This window comes from Morganella sp. B601 (genome assembly GCF_051172335.1).
In the GTDB taxonomy this organism is placed as follows: domain Bacteria; phylum Pseudomonadota; class Gammaproteobacteria; order Enterobacterales; family Enterobacteriaceae; genus Morganella; species Morganella morganii.
On record NZ_JBPIZE010000001.1, the window covers coordinates 190,100 to 208,077 of the forward strand.

Annotated in this window: 14 protein-coding genes and 1 other RNA gene; 9 read left to right on the forward strand and 6 right to left on the reverse strand. The window is 53.6% G+C overall.

Annotation, left to right across the window (positions count from 1 at the left end; all coding sequences use genetic code 11):
• Nucleotides 1–53: 53 nt before the first annotated feature.
• The 4 genes from rplM to sspB all read left to right on the forward strand — a co-directional run bounded on the left by rplM (nucleotide 54) and on the right by sspB (nucleotide 2,382).
• The gene (gene rplM / locus ACSBQN_RS00920) at nucleotides 54–482 is read left to right on the forward strand and encodes a 50S ribosomal protein L13 (RefSeq protein WP_004236344.1); all 429 of its coding nucleotides are present in this window, start codon (nucleotides 54–56) and stop codon (nucleotides 480–482) included.
• 15 nt (nucleotides 483–497) lie between these two features.
• Nucleotides 498–890 carry a 30S ribosomal protein S9 gene (gene rpsI / locus ACSBQN_RS00925; RefSeq protein WP_015422974.1) on the forward strand — a complete coding sequence of 131 codons (393 nt, stop codon included), beginning with the start codon at nucleotides 498–500 and terminating at the stop codon, nucleotides 888–890.
• Between the two features lie 346 nt (nucleotides 891–1,236).
• Nucleotides 1,237–1,887, forward strand: a complete 651-nt coding sequence (sspA, locus tag ACSBQN_RS00930; RefSeq protein WP_004236347.1) for a stringent starvation protein SspA — start codon at nucleotides 1,237–1,239, stop codon at nucleotides 1,885–1,887.
• Between the two features lie 6 nt (nucleotides 1,888–1,893).
• On the forward strand, nucleotides 1,894–2,382 hold the full coding sequence (sspB, locus tag ACSBQN_RS00935; protein ID WP_004240493.1) for a ClpXP protease specificity-enhancing factor: 489 nt from the start codon (nucleotides 1,894–1,896) through the stop codon (nucleotides 2,380–2,382).
• Nucleotides 2,383–2,458: 76 nt separating this feature from the next.
• On the opposite strand, the gene ACSBQN_RS00940 is transcribed toward sspB, so the two are convergent.
• Entirely contained in the window at nucleotides 2,459–3,877 is a 1,419-nt protein-coding gene (locus ACSBQN_RS00940; RefSeq protein ID WP_024474528.1) for an FAD-dependent oxidoreductase, read from the reverse strand.
• Between the two features lie 11 nt (nucleotides 3,878–3,888).
• Nucleotides 3,889–8,346, reverse strand: a complete 4,458-nt coding sequence (gene gltB / locus ACSBQN_RS00945) for a glutamate synthase large subunit (RefSeq protein ID WP_036408378.1) — start codon at nucleotides 8,344–8,346, stop codon at nucleotides 3,889–3,891.
• A 664-nt stretch (nucleotides 8,347–9,010) separates the two neighbouring features.
• On the opposite strand from gltB, the gene arcB reads away from it, so the two are divergent.
• The 3 genes from arcB (at nucleotide 9,011) to mtgA (ending at nucleotide 12,920) form a co-directional block, all read left to right on the forward strand.
• On the forward strand, nucleotides 9,011–11,299 hold the full coding sequence (gene arcB / locus ACSBQN_RS00950; RefSeq protein ID WP_373369303.1) for an aerobic respiration two-component sensor histidine kinase ArcB: 2,289 nt from the start codon (nucleotides 9,011–9,013) through the stop codon (nucleotides 11,297–11,299).
• 241 nt (nucleotides 11,300–11,540) lie between these two features.
• The gene (gene elbB, locus ACSBQN_RS00955; protein ID WP_004240489.1) at nucleotides 11,541–12,191 is read left to right on the forward strand and encodes an isoprenoid biosynthesis glyoxalase ElbB; all 651 of its coding nucleotides are present in this window, start codon (nucleotides 11,541–11,543) and stop codon (nucleotides 12,189–12,191) included.
• A 6-nt stretch (nucleotides 12,192–12,197) separates the two neighbouring features.
• Nucleotides 12,198–12,920, forward strand: a complete 723-nt coding sequence (mtgA, locus tag ACSBQN_RS00960; RefSeq protein ID WP_024474531.1) for a monofunctional biosynthetic peptidoglycan transglycosylase — start codon at nucleotides 12,198–12,200, stop codon at nucleotides 12,918–12,920.
• A gap of 237 nt (nucleotides 12,921–13,157) precedes the next feature.
• Here the strand turns inward: mtgA and dolP are convergent, their stop codons facing one another.
• The 4 genes from dolP to ACSBQN_RS00980 form a co-directional block, all read right to left on the reverse strand.
• Nucleotides 13,158–13,730, reverse strand: a complete 573-nt coding sequence (gene dolP, locus ACSBQN_RS00965) for a division/outer membrane stress-associated lipid-binding lipoprotein (RefSeq protein ID WP_004236357.1) — start codon at nucleotides 13,728–13,730, stop codon at nucleotides 13,158–13,160.
• Nucleotides 13,731–13,739: 9 nt separating this feature from the next.
• Nucleotides 13,740–14,330: a DnaA initiator-associating protein DiaA gene (diaA, locus tag ACSBQN_RS00970; protein WP_004240488.1), complete on the reverse strand. Its 591-nt coding sequence runs from the start codon at nucleotides 14,328–14,330 to the stop codon at nucleotides 13,740–13,742.
• 34 nt (nucleotides 14,331–14,364) lie between these two features.
• Nucleotides 14,365–14,727, reverse strand: a complete 363-nt coding sequence (locus ACSBQN_RS00975; RefSeq protein WP_004236359.1) for a YraN family protein — start codon at nucleotides 14,725–14,727, stop codon at nucleotides 14,365–14,367.
• 67 nt (nucleotides 14,728–14,794) lie between these two features.
• Nucleotides 14,795–16,549 (reverse strand): penicillin-binding protein activator, encoded by a 1,755-nt coding sequence (locus tag ACSBQN_RS00980; RefSeq protein WP_354633160.1) that lies wholly within the window; start codon nucleotides 16,547–16,549, stop codon nucleotides 14,795–14,797.
• 60 nt (nucleotides 16,550–16,609) lie between these two features.
• On the opposite strand from ACSBQN_RS00980, the gene rsmI reads away from it, so the two are divergent.
• Both rsmI and rnpB read left to right on the forward strand, forming a co-directional pair.
• The gene (gene rsmI / locus ACSBQN_RS00985; RefSeq protein WP_024474533.1) at nucleotides 16,610–17,482 is read left to right on the forward strand and encodes a 16S rRNA (cytidine(1402)-2'-O)-methyltransferase; all 873 of its coding nucleotides are present in this window, start codon (nucleotides 16,610–16,612) and stop codon (nucleotides 17,480–17,482) included.
• Nucleotides 17,483–17,558: 76 nt separating this feature from the next.
• Nucleotides 17,559–17,930: RNase P RNA component class A (gene rnpB, locus ACSBQN_RS00990), an RNA gene on the forward strand.
• Nucleotides 17,931–17,978: the final 48 nt, after the last annotated feature.

Consider the following 17,978-nt stretch of genomic DNA (forward strand, 5'->3'; position numbering starts at 1 on the left):
AGTTTCTGAACATTGGTTCACCAACATGTAACTTATTTATTGGGTAAGCTTTAATGAAAACTTTTACAGCTAAACCAGAAAGCGTACAACGCGACTGGTTCGTTGTTGATGCAACCGGCAAAACTTTAGGCCGCCTTGCAACTGAATTAGCCCGCCGTCTGCGCGGTAAGCACAAAGCGGAATATACTCCTCACGTTGACACCGGTGATTACATCATCGTTCTGAACGCAGAAAAAGTTGCTGTAACCGGCAACAAGCGTACAGACAAAGTGTACTATCGCCACACTGGCTACGTTGGTGGTATTAAGCAAGCGACCTTCGAAGAGATGATCGCACGCCATCCTGAGCGCGTTATTGAAATCGCTGTGAAAGGCATGTTGCCGAAAGGCCCTCTGGGTCGTGCAATGTACCGTAAACTGAAAGTTTACGCAGGTAACGAGCACAATCACGCGGCACAGCAACCGCAAGTTCTGGACATTTAATCGGGATTATAGGCAATGGCTGAAAATCAATACTACGGCACTGGTCGCCGCAAAAGTTCATCCGCTCGTGTCTTTATTAAGCCGGGTAGTGGTAACATCGTCATCAACCAACGCAGCCTCGAAAACTATTTCGGCCGCGAAACAGCACGCATGGTAGTTCGCCAGCCGCTGGAACTGGTTGAAATGTTAGAAAAACTGGACCTGTACATCACTGTTAAAGGTGGTGGTATCTCTGGTCAGGCAGGCGCAATCCGTCACGGTATCACCCGTGCTCTGATGGCGTACGACGAATCTCTGCGTTCTGAGCTGCGTAAAGCCGGCTTCGTAACGCGTGATGCACGTGAAGTTGAACGTAAAAAAGTGGGTCTGCGCAAAGCACGTCGCCGTCCACAGTTCTCCAAACGTTAATCACTGGTTTCGTTGGAATACAAAAACCCGCCACCGGCGGGTTTTTTTATAACCGTATAATTGCCGCAAATTATCCCGACATAACCTGTAATTTCATGTTTATTTCATGAATCTGTCCCTGTTAACCCCCATTTTTAGTGTTTTTGAATGATTTTTTGCCCTGACTCACCCTAAGTTGAGCAAAATCTGGTAAACTGGCACAAACATTTTTCTCGCCCCTGAACATACTGCCGCGCGCCCGGATTGGCCCGCTGTGGTTTTCTTTCCCGGATTCAGTGAGAGATTACAGGTAGGAATGGCGTAGTGCGCTGTTCATTCCTTTATTTTGATAAACTTGGAGGTTTTCATGGCTGTCGCTGCCAACAAACGTTCGGTAATGACTCTGTTCTCCGGCCCGACCGATATTTTCAGCCACCAGGTACGGATTGTACTGGCGGAAAAAGGGGTAAGTTTTGAAATTGAGCATGTCGAAGCAGGCAATCTGCCACAAGACCTGATCGATCTGAACCCATACCAGACGGTACCGACACTCGTGGATCGCGAGCTGACCTTATATGATTCACGTATTATCATGGAATACCTTGATGAGCGTTTCCCGCATCCGCCGCTGATGCCTGTTTACCCGGTGATGCGTGCGCAGAGCCGTGTGATGATGCACCGCATCGAGCAGGACTGGTACTCGCTGATGAATAAAATTGAAAAGGGCTCTGCCCAGGAAGCGAACCAGGCCCGCAAACAGTTAACGGAAGAGCTGGTTGCTGTTTCGCCGGTATTCAAAGAATACGCGTATTTCATGAATGAAGAATTCAGCCTGGTGGACTGCTACCTGTCCCCGCTGTTATGGCGTCTGCCGGTACTGGGTATCGACCTGTCCGCACGTCCGTCTTCTGATACCAAACACCTGCAGTTCTACATGCAGCGCGTGTTTGAGCGTGACTCTTTCCTGGCTTCCCTGACGGAAGCTGAGCGTGAGATGCGTTTACAGTCACGGGGTTAACCGCTGATGGATATTCAGGAATTAACACCGCGCCGCCCTTATCTGCTGCGGGCGCACTATGAATGGTTACTGGATAACGAACTGACACCCCATCTGGTGGTGGATGTGAACACCCCCGGTGTGAATGTGCCGATGGAGTATGCTCAGGATGGTCAGATTGTCCTGAATATTGCACCGCGCGCTGTGGGTAATCTGGAAATGACCAACGAGTGGGTCGGTTTTAATGCTCGTTTCGGCGGTGTTCCGCGCCAGGTGGATGTGCCTATGGCTGCCATTATTGCGGTCTACGCCCGTGAAAACGGTGCCGGGATGATGTTTGAGCCGGAAGTGGCTTATGAGGCTGCGGAAGAAGAAGATATTCTGACTCCGGCAGTGGATAACATCACCCTGATCCACGACGAACCGGTAAAACCGGCGGAAGAAAGCACCGACGGGGATGACCCGGAGCCGCCGAAACCACCGCGTGGCCGTCCGAACTTACGTGTCGTGAAGTAACAGACCGATAAATAAAAAAGACCGCGAAAGCGGTCTTTTTTGCATTTAAGGCAGCATGATCAGGTAATTACTCTGCTCATACGTGCAGATAATCGAGAATACTTTCTGCCGCCCGGCGGCCTTCGGCAATGGCGGTAACCACCAGATCCGAGCCGCGTACCACATCCCCGCCGGCGAAAATACCGCTGACAGAGGTTTCAAACGGATAAGTTGCCTGTGCCGGGGCGCTGATCCGGCCCTGCTGATCCCGTGTGACACTGAGAGCATCCAGCCACGGCATCGCGTGCGGCCGGAAACCGAACGCGATAATGACTGCATCGGCATCAATAACAAAGGCGGAATTATCATCCGTTTCAATCTGACGGCGGCCGCTGCTGTCCGCATCACCCAGCCGGGTGGTTAATACGCGGACACCACAGGCGTTACCCGTTGCATCGGTTTCAATGGCGGATGGCTGACAGTTAAAACGGAAATTAACCCCTTCCTCTTTGGCATTTTTCACCTCACGGCGCGAACCCGGCATGTTCTCCTCATCCCGGCGGTACACACAGGTCACTTCCGCAGCACCCTGACGGATGGCGGTCCGCAGGCAGTCCATTGCTGTATCTCCGCCGCCGAGCACCACGACGCGTTTATTCTTCAGGTCAATAAACGGAGCGGAATCATCATCCGGCAGCCCCATCACCTGACGGGTATTGCCGATCAGATACGGCAGGGCGCTGTATACCCCGGCAGCATCTTCATTTTTCAGCCCGCCGCTCATCGGCTGATAGGTGCCCGCGCCGATAAAGACGGCATCATAGTTCTGCTGTAACTCACTGAGCGTGATCTCTTTTCCGATCTCGGTATTAAGCTGAAACTCCACGCCCATCTCTGTGAACAACTCACGGCGGCGCTTCATAATGGATTTTTCCAGCTTAAACGACGGAATTCCGAAGGTGAGAAGCCCGCCGATTTCCGGGTGCTTATCAAATACTACGGGGGTTACGCCGTTGCGGATCAGCACATCGGCACAGGCCAGCCCGGCAGGACCGGCGCCAATTACCGCGACCTTTCTTCCGGTCGGACGGACAGCGGAGAGATCCGGTTTCCAGCCCATTTCAAAGGCTTTATCGGTGATATAACGTTCAATATTGCCGATGGTGACCGCGCCGAACTCGTCATGCAGGGTACAGGCACCCTCGCATAACCGGTCCTGCGGACATACCCGGCCGCACACTTCCGGCAGGCTGTTGGTCTGGTGTGACAGCTCTGCGGCCTCAATAATCCGGCCTTCCTCCGCCAGCCGCAGCCAGTTGGGGATATAGTTATGTACCGGGCATTTCCATTCACAATACGGATTACCGCAGCCGAGGCAGCGGGTCGCCTGCTCTTTCACCTGCGGCGGCGAAAACGGCTCATAAATCTCGATAAATTCGGTTTTACGGAGTGCCAGCGGGAGCTTTTGCGGATCCGTACGCTGTAATTCAATAAACTGATAAACATTGCGGCTCATCTTGATTCCCCTTACTGTGCCCGGATCCGTAATTCAGTGTCTGCATGGCGGGTTACCCCGGCAAGTGCATGAATATCCGCAGATTTCGGCTTGACGAGGATAAACCGCCCGGCCTGTTCTGTCCAATCTCTGAGAAGTGCGTCTGCTCTGGCGGAGCCGGTCAGGCGGCGGTGGTCTTCCAGCATGCCGCGCAAATGTTCCTGCAGAACCGGCAGCCCGCTGATATCGCGGGTTTCCGCCATTTCCGGATTAACACGCCCGGCGGCGGTGCCGTCCTCATCATAGAGATAAGCGAATCCGCCGGTCATCCCGGCCGCGAAGTTAATCCCGGTTTTGCCGAGCACACAGACAATCCCGCCGGTCATATATTCACAGCCGTTATCACCGACGCCCTCGACCACCGCCAGTGCGCCGGAGTTACGGACAGCAAAGCGCTCTCCGGCACGGCCTGCGGCGTAGAGTTTGCCGCCGGTGGCACCATACAGACAGGTATTTCCGGCAATTGTGGTGTCGTGAGCGGCAAAGGCAGAGCCGGGATGCGGATGCAGAACAATCTGCCCGCCCGCCATGCCTTTACCGACATAGTCGTTGGCATCGCCCGTGAGTGTCAGTTCAATACCTGCGGCATTCCAGACACCAAAACTCTGCCCGGCGGTGCCGGTAAAATGCAGTTTCAGCGGTGAAGCGGCGATCCCGCTGTTGCCGTACAGCTCCGCCACAAAGCCGGAGAGCGCAGCGCCCACCGAGCGGTCGGTATTGCGGATATCATAATAAAAGGCACGGGATTGCTGTGTCTGCACACAGGTCCGGGTATCTTCCAGGATGCGGCGGTTCAGTTCCCCCTTATCAAACGGCGGGTTAGTTTGAGAGCAGAACAGTGCGGCACCTTCATGCGGTACCGGAGAGACCAGTAAATCGGACAGATCCAGTTTCTGCTGCCGGGCTGTGGTGCCTTCAATTCTGACCAGCAAATCAGTACGGCCGATAAGGTCGGTCAGTTTTCTCACACCCAGTTGTGCCATCAGCTCACGGGTTTCCTGTGCAATAAAGCGGAAATAGTTCATTACCCGCTCCGGCAGGCCGTGATAGTGATCGCGGCGCAGCGTTTCATCCTGGGTTGCCACGCCGGTGGCGCAGTTATTCAGGTGGCAGATGCGCAGATATTTGCAGCCGAGGGCGACCATCGGGCCGGTACCGAAACCAAAGCTTTCCGCACCAAGAATGGCGGCTTTGATGATATCCAGCCCGGTTTTCAGTCCGCCGTCTGTCTGTAAGCGGATTTTATGGCGCAGACCGTTGCTCACCAGTGCCTGCTGGGCTTCTGCCAGCCCCAGCTCCCACGGGGTACCCGCGTATTTGACAGAGGTGAGCGGACTGGCGCCGGTGCCGCCGTCATACCCCGAAATGGTGATGAAATCAGCATAGGCTTTGGCCACACCGGTGGCAATGGTACCGACGCCCGGCTCCGAGACCAGTTTGACGGAAATCAGCGCTTCCGGGTTGACTTGCTTGAGATCGAAAATCAGCTGAGCCAGGTCTTCGATAGAGTAAATATCATGGTGCGGCGGCGGGGAAATCAGGGTGACGCCGGGCACAGAATAGCGCAGCGAGGCGATATACGGCGTGACTTTATCACCGGGAAGCTGACCACCCTCACCCGGTTTCGCGCCCTGTGCCACTTTAATCTGAATAACCCGCGCGCTGCGCAGATATCCCGGTGTCACACCAAAGCGGCCGGAGGCCACCTGTTTGATTTTAGAGTTTTTTTCTGTACCAAACCGCGCCGGGTCTTCACCGCCTTCGCCGGAGTTAGAGCTGCCGCCGAGCCGGTTCATGGCGACAGCCAGTGCTTCATGAGCTTCCGGGCTGAGGGCGCCGATAGACATGGCTGCGGTATCAAAGCGGGAAAACAGGGATTCAGCCGATTCAGTTTCATCAATACTGATGGGTTGTGTATCGGTGCGCAGTGCCAGTAAATCACGCAGCATGGCTGCCGGACGGCCGTTTACCAGGGCAGCATAGTGCTGATAATCCGCATAATTTCCGCTGTGAACGGCTTTTTGCAATGTGGCGATCACATCCGGGTTATAGGCGTGATATTCACTGTTATGAATGTATTTCAGCAGACCGCCTGCATCGAGCGGTTTGCGCGGCAGCCAGGCGAGGCGGGACAGGTTATGCAGATCCTGCTGGAAATCACTGAAATCCGCGCCGCCGATCCGGTTCGGCACACCCCGGAAACAGAGTTCTGCCACAGAATCACTCAGGCCGACCGCTTCAAACAGTTTGGCACAGCGGTATGAGGAGACGGCAGAGATCCCCATTTTGGACATGATTTTATACAGTCCTTTGTTGATGCCGTTGCGGTAGTTGAGCAATACCTGAGCCGGTGAGTGCGTGAGGACGTTATCGCTGCACAGTTTCAGCAGGGATTCACAGGCGAGATAAGGATAGATGGCGGTAGCGCCGAACCCGAGCAGCACGGCAAAATGGTGCGGGTCACGGGCACCGGCGGTTTCGGCGATGATATTGGCGTCACAGCGCAGGTTCTGGCTGACCAGTCGTTGCTGTACCGCACCTACCGCCATCGGTGCCGGGATCGGCAGGGTGTCCGGTGAAATCTGCCGGTCACTCAGTACCACCAGTACAGCACCGGCGCGGACAGCGGCTTCCGCATTATCACACAGGGTGCGGATCGCCTGTTCCAGTGTGGTTTCCCGCGGATCAAAACAGAGTGAAAGATGTTCCGCGCGGTAATAATCCGGATCACGGCTCAGCAATTGTTCAAAATCCGTGTGCATCAGTACCGGTGAGGCCATACTCAGCCGGTGTGCCTGGCCTTCCGCTTCGCAGAAGACATTCATCTCCCGGCCGATGCTGGTGGCGAGCGACATAACATGGGCTTCCCGCAGCGGATCGACCGGCGGGTTGGTTACCTGGGCAAATTGCTGGCGGAAATAGTCATAAATCAGACGCGGGCGGGCAGAGAGTACCGCAAACGGAGTATCATCCCCCATTGAACCCACGGCTTCCTGGCCGTTTTCCCCCAGCACCCGCAGAACCTGCTCCAGCTCTTCCAGGGTATAACCGAACTGCTTCTGATACACCGCCAGCTGTGCATCACCGAGGGCGCGCTGCGGCGGCGTTTTATTCATCAGATCCTGATACGGCGTGAGCCGCACAACATTTTTCTCCAGCCACGCCTTGTACGGATGACGGGTTTTGAGATCGTTATCGGTCTCGCGGGTATGCAGAATGCGGCCTTCCTGTGTATCAATCACCAGTAGTTCCCCCGGCCCGACACGGCCTTTTTCCGTGACTTCATCCGGCTGATAATCCCAGATACCGATCTCAGAGGCACAGGTAATCAGTTTGTCTGTGGTAATAACATAGCGGGCAGGGCGCAGCCCGTTGCGGTCGAGGTTACAGGCGGCATAGCGTCCGTCAGAGATAACAATCCCCGCCGGGCCGTCCCACGGCTCCATATGCATGGAGTTAAAATCAAAAAAGGCGCGCAGATCATCATCCATATCCGGGTGATTCTGCCAGGCAGGCGGTACCAGCAGCCGCATGGCACGCACCAGATCCATTCCGCCGTTAAGAAACAGTTCCAGCATATTATCCAGTGAGCTGGAATCCGAACCGGTTTCATTAACAAACGGGGCGGCGGTGATGAGATCCGGGATCAGCGGCGTGCGGAATTTGTAAGCACGGGCACGTGCCCATTCGCGGTTACCGGTGATAGTGTTGATTTCGCCGTTATGGGCGAGATAGCGGAAGGGCTGTGCCAGCGGCCAGCGCGGAACAGTATTGGTTGAAAAGCGTTGATGAAACAGACAGATAGCAGATTCCATTCTTAAATCGGCCAGATCCGGATAAAAATGCGGCAGATCGGCGGCCATACACAGACCTTTATAAATCGTCACCAGATTGGACAGGCTGCAGACATAAAAATCCGGGTCGCTGATGCGCTTTTCAATCCGGCGGCGCGCCATAAACAGGCGGCGTTCCAGATCCCGTGCCCGCCAGCCGGCAGGGGCATTGATAAAAACCTGCTCAATCTGCGGCATACCGGCGAGGGCGATTTCGCCGAGGATCTCCGGTCTGACCGGCACTTTACGCCAGCCTGCGATAAACAGTGTTTCGTCTGCCAGCTCTTCTTCGATAATATCGCGGCAGTTTTGTGCAATGACCGGGTCCTGACTGAGAAACAGCATCCCGACTGCATAATTACGCGCCAGCCGCCATTCATTCTCCGCAGCAATCATCTGAAAGAAACGATCGGGTTTTTGTAATAACAAACCGCAGCCGTCCCCGGTTTTGCCGTCGGCGAGGATCGCACCGCGGTGCTGCATCCGCGCCAGCCCGCTGATGGCGGTACGCACGACTTTGTGGCTGGGTTGTCCTTCGAGGTGGGCAATCAGGCCGAAACCGCAGTTGTCCTTATCCTGTGACGGGTTATAAAGCATAAGTGGCCCCTTTTGCATGTCTCACATTAGGCCGCATTTCTGCGGCAAAGCTGTTTCCGGGCCTCAGTCAGCCCTGCTGACGACAGATATCTCAGCAAAGGGTATTGTGATGTGTGTTAGTGCCGCGACCGGCGTGTAAATAATAATTATTATATCGGTGCTGACCACAGGTGATCCGGAACGTCGTTTTTCAACTTACCGGGAAATACGGTGACGGTCAAATATCAGGTAACTGACAGTATGTGAGCATGGTTTTTGCGATAATTTAATGAAAAAAAACTATTTTCAGGATTTTAATCCGCTGTTTCCGCAACCGGAGCACCGATTTTTTGTGTGATGTACATCACTGTTTTTTGCGGGTTATTACCGCGCAGCATGGGCATTTTTATTTATAACCTGATTTTATCTGCTCTGTTTATGCTAATTTGCAGATAAATGTCGTGTTTTTAATTTTATTCAGATAAAAAAACAGTGCCGGGGGATAATCCGGTCATATTATCCGGCTGAGGATGCCTGTAACGCCGGCTGATTTGATTTTTTACTTAATCCGCACCGGAAACGCTGTGATCCGCCAATTTTACGTTATGATACTAACCCTCATTCAGCGGGTGGAGCAGATATGAAATTGCTACGCGGTTTAGCACAATATTATGTTGATTTACTGATGAAACTGGGCCTGGTCCGGTTTTCGTTATTGCTGGCATCGGGACTGGTGGTGCTGGCGATGGTGGTGCAGATTGCTGTCACCATGCTGCTCCAGGGGGAAGTGCAGAGCATTGACCTGGTGCGCTCTGTCTTCTTCGGCCTGCTGATCACGCCTTGGGCGGTCTATTTTATGTCTGTGGTGGTTGAACAGCTGGAGGAATCCCGCCAGCGCCTGTCCAGACTGGTCAGTAAACTGGAAGTGATGCGCAAGCGGGATCTCGAACTCAACGAACAGCTGAAAGAGAACATTACCCAACTTAATCAGGAGATTACCGAGCGCGAAAAAGTTGAGGATGAACAGGTTGTTCTGCTGGATAAACTGAAGAAAGAGATCAGCCGCCGCGAACAGACCCAGCTTGAATTTGAACAGCAATCTGTCCTGCTGCGCTCCTTCCTTGATGCCTCGCCGGACCTGGTGTATTACCGCAATGAGAAAAATGAGTTTTCCGGCTGTAACCGCGCGATGGAACTGCTTACCGGCCGCAGTGAAAAACTGCTGCGCGGCCTGACCCCGCGCGATATTTATGAACCGGAAATCGCTGATAAAGTGATGGAAACGGATGAAAAAGTATTCCGTCATAATGTCTCGCTCACCTATGAGCAGTGGCTGGTGTATCCGGACGGGCGCAAAGCCTGCTTTGAGCTGCGCAAAGTGCCGTTCTATGACAGTGTCGGCAAACGCCACGGCCTGATGGGCTTTGGTCGTGATATCACCGAGCGCAAGCGTTATCAGGAAGCGATTGAAAACGCCAGCCGCGAGAAAACCACCTTTATCTCCACCATCAGTCACGAACTGCGTACGCCGCTGAACGGGATTGTCGGGCTGAGCCGCATTCTGCTGGATACGGATCTCAATCCGGAACAGGAAAATTACCTGAAAACTATTCATGTCAGCGCCGTCACCCTCGGCAATATCTTCAATGACGTGATTGAGATGGACAAACTGGAGCGGCGCAACGTCCGCCTCGATACCCAGCCGGTCAATTTCACCGAATTTATTTCTGATCTGGAAAATCTGTCCGGCCTGCTGGTGCAGCCGAAAGGGCTGCAGTTCACCCTCGATCTGATCCAGCCGGTACCGTCTGTGATCATGGCGGACGGTACCCGTCTGCGCCAGATCCTGTGGAATCTTATCGGCAACGGCGTGAAATTCACCCGCGAAGGCGGTATCACGGTGAAAGTGTGGCGTGAAGCCAATGATATGCTCTGCTTTGAGGTGCGGGATTCCGGTATCGGCATTCCGAAGGATGAGCTGGAAAAAATCTTCGCCATGTATTACCAGGTAACGGACAGCGCGGGCGGGCGCCCTGCCACCGGTACCGGTATCGGCCTGGCGGTCTCCCGCCGTCTGGCACAGGCAATGGGCGGTGATATCACCGTGACCAGTGAGCCGGGCAAAGGCTCCTGCTTCACGCTGTCGGTCTGCGCACCGGCCCGGGAGGCGCCGGAGGAGGAGGAAGATGACGGCCTGCTGCTGCCGGCCCTGAATATCCTGCTGGTGGAGGATATCGAGCTGAATGTGGTGGTGGCGCGCTCTGTCCTGGAAAAACTGGGTAACACGGTGGATGTCGCGATGAACGGCCGTGACGCGCTGGCGATGTTCTCGCCGGAGGAGTACGACCTTGTGCTGCTGGATATTCAGCTGCCGGATATGAGCGGGCTGGATATCGCCCGTGAGCTGCATCAGCGTTATCAGGCGGATGATTTACCGCCGCTGGTGGCACTGACCGCCAATGTGCTGAAGGATAAAAAAGAGTATCTGGATGCCGGTATGGATGAAGTACTGAGCAAACCTCTCGCTGTGGGCGCTCTGACGCAGATGATAGCGAAATTCTGGGGAGACGGCAGTGAGGCACTGCCTGCGGAGGAAAGCGGCTCAGCGGCGTCTGAGGACGTGTATGCGCAGTCACTGGATCTCGGGATGCTGAATCAGTACATCGAACTGGTGGGGCCGAAACTGATTGAAGACAGCCTGGATGTGTTTGAAAAAATGATGCCGGGTTACCTGGCGATCCTCAATTCCAACATGGTGGCGAAAGACCGCAAAGGCATTGCGGAAGAGGGACACAAAATCAAAGGCGCCGCTGGGTCAGTCGGGCTTATCCATCTGCGGCAGGTTGCGCAGCAGATTCAGTCACCGGAATTACCGGCATGGGATGATAACGTGCAGGAGTGGGTCGATGAACTGAATCACGATTGGGAAAGTCAGGTGGGGATTTTAAGAAACTGGCTGGCAAATCGCAGGTAAAAAATAACCCCAACCGAGGTTGGGGTGCGCGAATACTGCGCCAACACCAGGGAAACTGGTTCACCCGCGACAACTATTTATCGTTATTTAGGCGAGTGATGAAATAGGCTCTTACATCATACAGGCTTCAACATAGCAAAGATAAGTATTTTTGTTACAAGATTCATTAAAAACTGTGATGAAGATTGGTGTTTGCACCTCTAAAGGGTTAAGCATTAATCTACTACAAAAGGAGTCAGATATGAAATCTGTTGGTATCGTTTTAAGCGGATGCGGTGTTTTCGACGGCAGTGAAATCCATGAATCCGTTCTTTCGCTGCTCAGTTTAACCCAATCCGGCGCACAGGTGTATTTTTTTGCACCGGATGAACCTCAACGCACTGTTATCAATCACCTTTCCGGTGAGGAAAAATCAGAAAAACGCAATATGCTGGAAGAGTCTGCACGGATTTCCCGCGGAGAAATCCGTCCGCTGGCTGAAGCGGATGCGTCACAGCTGGATGCACTGATTGTTCCGGGCGGTTTCGGCGCTGCAAAAAATCTGTGCGATTTTGCCGTAAAAGGTGCTGACTGCGAAATAGATAAATATTTTTTATTATTGACTCGTGAAATGTTATCTCAGGGCAAACCGATGGGATTTATGTGTATTGCACCGGTGATGATCCCGAAAATCGTTAATTCATCAGTACAACTTACCATTGGCAATGATTCTGATATTGCGGCGGCGATCGCGGAAATGGGCGGCGTACATGTCAATTGTACGGTGGATAATATCGTCGTAGATGAAACCCATAAAATCGTGACAACCCCAGCCTATATGCTGGCTGAGAATATCGCACAGGCACAGATCGGGATTGATAAACTCGTGAAGAAAGTGCTCGGAATGGCCTGATAAAGAATGAGGAAAATGATGGGGAGGATATTGCGGTTTCTGCGAAAAATAGTTGTTTTTGTTATGTTGTTATGGGTAACAATGATAATTTTGTTCGCGTTCCTCCCTGTCCCTTACTCTATGGTGATGCTGGAAAGGCAGCTTTCGGCATGGTCAACATTCAATTTTTCTTATGTCGCTCACAGTACATGGGCGGGTGAAGACGCTATTTCCCCGCAGATGAAGCTGGCGGTGATTGCGTCTGAGGATCAGAATTTCCCGCACCACCACGGTTTTGACTTCGGTGCTATCTCCGACGCACTGTCAAAAAGCGGTAAGAAAGGCCGGGCGGCACGCGGTGCATCCACACTGAGCCAGCAGACGGTCAAGAACCTGTTTCTGTGGGATGGCCGCAGCTGGGTACGAAAAGGGCTGGAAACGCTGCTGACGCCCGGTATTGAGCTGGTCTGGTCAAAGTCACGGATCCTGACGGTGTATCTCAATATCGCGGAGTTCGGGCCGGGAATTTTCGGTGCCGAAGCAGCGGCGCAGCACTTTTTCGGCAAAAGCGCGAAAAATCTGACGGCGGCCGAGGCTGCATTACTGGCCGCCGTGCTGCCGAATCCCCACCGCTTGCATGCGGATAAACCTTCCGCGTATCTCCGCCAGCGTCAGCAATGGATATTGCATCAGATGCAGTTGCTGGGCGGAACAACGTTCCTGAAGAAAAATAATCTGGCTGATAATTAGCCGCAGTATAATGAATTTATCTTACTGATTTGTTTTTTTACAAAAATGATAAGTAAATATAATAATGACCGCGGCTCAGACTGTTTTGGTATAATGTTCTTATTATTTGTTATTTATTGATATATCCTGCATTTTATCTGCATTCAGGCGGATGAGCAGAAAGCAGGCATCCGGCACGGGCATAAAAAAACCTGACATTAAGTCAGGTTTCTTATCGGTTTCCGAAAGCAGACGGAATTAATTCAGCCAGGTAAAGGCGGTGGTGACTTTTTTCGCACCATCCGTTTCACTGGCTACTTTCGCCGCGGCAGCCCCTTCCTGACGGGTAACCACCCCTAACAGGAAAATCTCACCGTTTTCAGTGATTACCTTGATATTCGCGGATTTTACCGCATCACTGGTCAGCAGCTTGGAACGGACTTTTGTCGTAATCCAGGCGTCTTTGGAGGCAGTCCCCAAATCAATCGGTGTTCCCTGGCGGACTTCGTTATACACCAGTTCGGTACCGTCCACTTTGGCGGCAATCTCTTTTGCCCGCCGCGCCAGAGAGAGATCTTCCGCCTGACCAATCAGCAGGACTTTCCCCTGATAAGCCACCGGAATAATCCGCTGCTGTTTGATATCTTTATCTTTATTGAGCTGGCCGCTGACACGGGCTTCCAGTGTGCCGTCATCGACCTGTGTGCCGACAGAACGGGGGTCTGATGCGGCTTTGGTCGCAACTGCCGCAGATCCGACAAGTGCTGCGCCGATACATCCCTGTAACAGTAACGCGCTGCAGATTAGTGCTGCCACGGGCACAATTCTCATAATATCTCCTTAGTCTTCCTGGTGGGGGAAAAGGGTATTGTCGATTAAATCACATAAACAATTCACCGTCAGCATATGCACTTCCTGGATGCGGACACTGTGCTGTGAGGGTACGCGGATTTCCGCATCACGCGGACCCAGCAGACCAGCCAGCTCCCCGCCGTCGTAGCCGGTCAGGGCCACAATGGTCATATCACGGGTCACCGCAGCTTCAACCGCTTTGATAATATTGCGGCTGTTGCCGTGTGTGGATATCGCCAGCAGCACATCACCGGTCTGGCCGATGGCGCGGACCTGCTTGGCATAAATTTCATCCTGCTGCCGGTTGGCAGCGATTGCGGTCATCACCACATTATCCGTATTCAGTGCCAGTGCGGGCAGGCTCGGGCGTTCGGTTTCAAACCGGTGGATCATACTGGTGGCGAAGCGCGAAGCTGTCGCCGCCGACCCGCCGTTACCGCAGCAGAGGATTTTATTGCCGTTGAGCAGCGACTGAACCATCATCATGGCCGCCCGGGAAATGGCATCCGGCAGGGCTTCTGCGGCTGCAATCTGCGTCTGAATACTTTCAGTAAAACACTGTTTAATTCTGTCTAACACGTATAAGTCCTGCTATCAGCAACGGATAACGACATTAACAAAAGTCGGCGTGACCAAAGGCATTTTTCAGCCAGTCGATATGGTCACCGGTTATGGCGCAAATGTCAAAACGGCAGTCACATGTCAGCATACTCAGCTGTTGCTGAGATAACCAGCAGGAAGCCGCATAAAGTAAGCGGCGCTGTTTGGTTTTTGTGACACTGGCAGCCGCTCCGCCATAGTGTGCATTGCGGCGATAGCGAACCTCGGTAAACACCCAGGTGCCGCTGTCCCGCATAATTAAATCAATTTCGCCCCGGCGGAAACGGACATTCTGCGCAACAAATGTCAGTCCCTGCTGTTCCAGCCAGCGCCGGGCAAATTGTTCATGACGACGGCCTGTCAGCCATGTAAGCATAAATACGTTCCCTGTATATCAGCAATATAAAGGTGACATCCTGTCACCTGTAAAATTCAGACAAAGACTAGTTTGCGGCACCCAGCGGGGCAAGATTACCCTGCTTAAACTCCAGCCACGGCAGGTGACGGTAAACGGTGCAGTTATCAGTGACAGTAATGTCTCCGCTGGCACCATTCATGCGCAGAGTATGACGCTGCATATCACCGAACTGATTCGCCAGACGCCATGCATCCATGCCCATCGCATAGAGGCGGACACGGGTATAGTCGTTGCCGAATTTCCCGGCTGCCTGACTCAGTAACTGCGGATTACCGCCCGCAATCAGCGGGATATCCGTCAGTTTCAGCCCTTCCATCTCAAACTGAAAATCTTTGCCGGTTCCGGCTTTATTGCTGCGGGAGCTGGCATAAAACGCCGGGCGACCGCGCGCACTGGTGGCAAATTCCAGCGCCGGTTTGATGTAAATCAGCTGATCAGAAGTGGCGATAATATAGACCGAGTCCACACCGCCGCTGACAGGCTGCGGCTGTACAACTGAGCCATCCGGCTGTGCTGCCGCTGATGAGGATGGCTGCACCGGTACGCCGGTCAGTGAAAGCGAACTGTCCGGATTGCCGGAGAAGGTCTGATGCAGTACCACACCACCACCATTTTTCTGCCACTCATCGGCAAAGCTTTGTGCGATCCGGCGGCCGAAGCTGTTATCCGGTGTCAGTACCAGAGGAGCAGTTTTATTATCCTGACGGATAAACTGTGCGGCGTTGCGGGCTTCATCTTCCGGTGAAAGTGAAAAGTAGCAGACATTCGGACGGGCGATTGGTGTATCTAATTCATTGAGCGCCAGAATGTTCAGCGGGGTGTTTGCGGTTGCCAGTGTGGCGACATCCCCTTTGAGCAGCGGTCCGACAATCAGATCCATGCCGTCAGCCTGTGCCTGCGCCAGCAGAGTTGCCAGCGGTTTGCTGTCGGTATCATAGATTTTCACGTCAGTGACAGTGCGGGACTCGCCGCTGTACGGTAGTGCCTGCGGGGCTGATACCGGACTGGCTGCGGTTGCGCCGTCTGCGGTGCTGTCATTTGACGGTGCTCCGTTTGTCACATCCGGTGTGGTGATATCTTTATCAGGATCCGCCGGGCTGAGGGTGGTCTGTGCCGGAACGGCGCTGACCGGCTGTGTGGCCGGAACATCAGTAACCCGGTAACCGGTACTGTATACCGCGCCGTTTTGTGCATCAGTAAAGCCCTGACGGATAGCATCACCCATCAGTTTCGCCTGGCCGCTCAGCGGCAGGAACAGGGCAACTCGGGCATTTTTACCGGTCTGGCCGTAGGTGCTGCTCAGGGTCTGGATAAGATCCTGCGGCAGTGATTTGGCGGCCGGGTTATCCGGGTAACGGATTTGCCAGTCACCCAGTGCGGCGGAAAGCGCTTTCAGATCCTGCTGGTTGTTCTGATACAGAATAAGCAGATCAACCCAGCCCTGTAAGACGCTTTCATCAGCGTTAACCTGAATGTTATTGCGCTCTTCGGGGGTAAAACGTGTTAGCATCAGCCAGGTTTCATCAATATTCTGCTGATGTGCATCCGGATCAGTGAGCAGCGGCTCCTGAGCGATATAAGCACGGATTGCGTCAACGGACGGCTTTCCGGCCGCAGCATCAATAATCTTCTGATATTGCTGAACCTGTGTTTCCGGCTGGCCTTTGCCGGCTGTGCCCGCATGCCGGTTCTCAAGTGTACAGCCTGAGAGAACCAGCGTGGAAAAGAGTGCGGTACAAAGTAATTGCCTGCGGTAACGCGATAAAGTTAAGGAAAACATACTGTACCCGGTTATAGTTTTCTGAAAGCTCAATTCTAATGTGATCATCTGGACGAAACAATGAATCAACCTAATCAAGCCGTGGTTGCGGCAGCGACACTTTATGTTGTGCCGACACCGATCGGTAATCTGAATGACATCACGGCACGTGCTCTTGAGGTGCTCACGAATGTCGATCTGATTGCAGCGGAAGATACCCGGCATACCGGCTTATTACTTTCGCACTTCGGTATTAATAACCGGTTGTTTGCGCTGCATGATCATAATGAACAGTATAAAGCAGATCAATTAATTACCAAATTACAGTCCGGGATCAGTATCGCATTAGTGTCCGATGCAGGTACACCTTTAATTAACGATCCCGGTTACCATCTGGTCCGCCGCGCCCGTGATGCGGGGCTTACTGTGATCCCGCTGCCCGGTGCCTGTGCGGCTGTCACCGCGCTGAGTGCTGCCGGTCTGCCCTCTGATCGTTTTTGTTACGAGGGATTTCTGCCGGCCAAAACCAAAAGCCGGCAGGACACACTGCGGGCGCTGGCCGATGAGCCGCGCACGCTGATTTTTTATGAATCCACCCACCGCATTCTGGATACACTGGCCGATATGGTCACCGTCTGGGGGGAAGACCGTTATGTGGTGCTGGCGCGGGAGCTGACCAAAACCTGGGAATCCATTCAGGGGAAACCGGTCGGGGAACTGCTGGCCTGGATTAAGGAAGACGAAAACCGCCGCAAAGGGGAGATGGTACTGATTGCGGAAGGTGCGAAGCCGGTGCAGGATGAGGAATTCAGCCCGGAAATTCTGCGTGCGCTGGCGATTGTGCAGAAAGAACTGCCGCCGAAAAAAGCGGCTGCGGTGGTGGCGGAACTGTACGGTGTAAAGAAAAATGCCCTTTACCGTTATACCCTGGACGGGGATTCTGCCGCCGAGTGATGCCTTTTCCGCCATCCGGTCTTCCGGGGCGGAGTTATTCTGTACATCAGCGGGAAAGCTGCTTATAATCCGCAGCGGAGTCAGCCAGGCAATCGCTGCTTTATCGTAGTCCCTCCGGGAGACGGGTAAAGGGGAGGAAAGTCCGGGCTCCACAGGGCAGGGTGCCAGATAACGTCTGGGAGGCGCGAGCCTACGACCAGTGCAACAGAGAGCAAACCGCCGATGGTCCGTAAGGGCACAGGTAAGGGTGAAAGGGTGCGGTAAGAGCGCACCGCGCGGCTGGTAACAGTCCGTGGCACGGTAAACTCCACCCGGAGCAAGGCCAAATAGGGGTTCATATGGTGCGGCCCGCACTGAACCCGGGTAGGCTGCTTGAGCCAGTGCGTGAGTGCTGGCCCAGAGGAATGATTGTCCACGACAGAACCCGGCTTAACGGCTGACTCCTCACTATCACAACCCCGCGTCTGACGCGGGGTTGTTTCATTTCAGGCCGTGT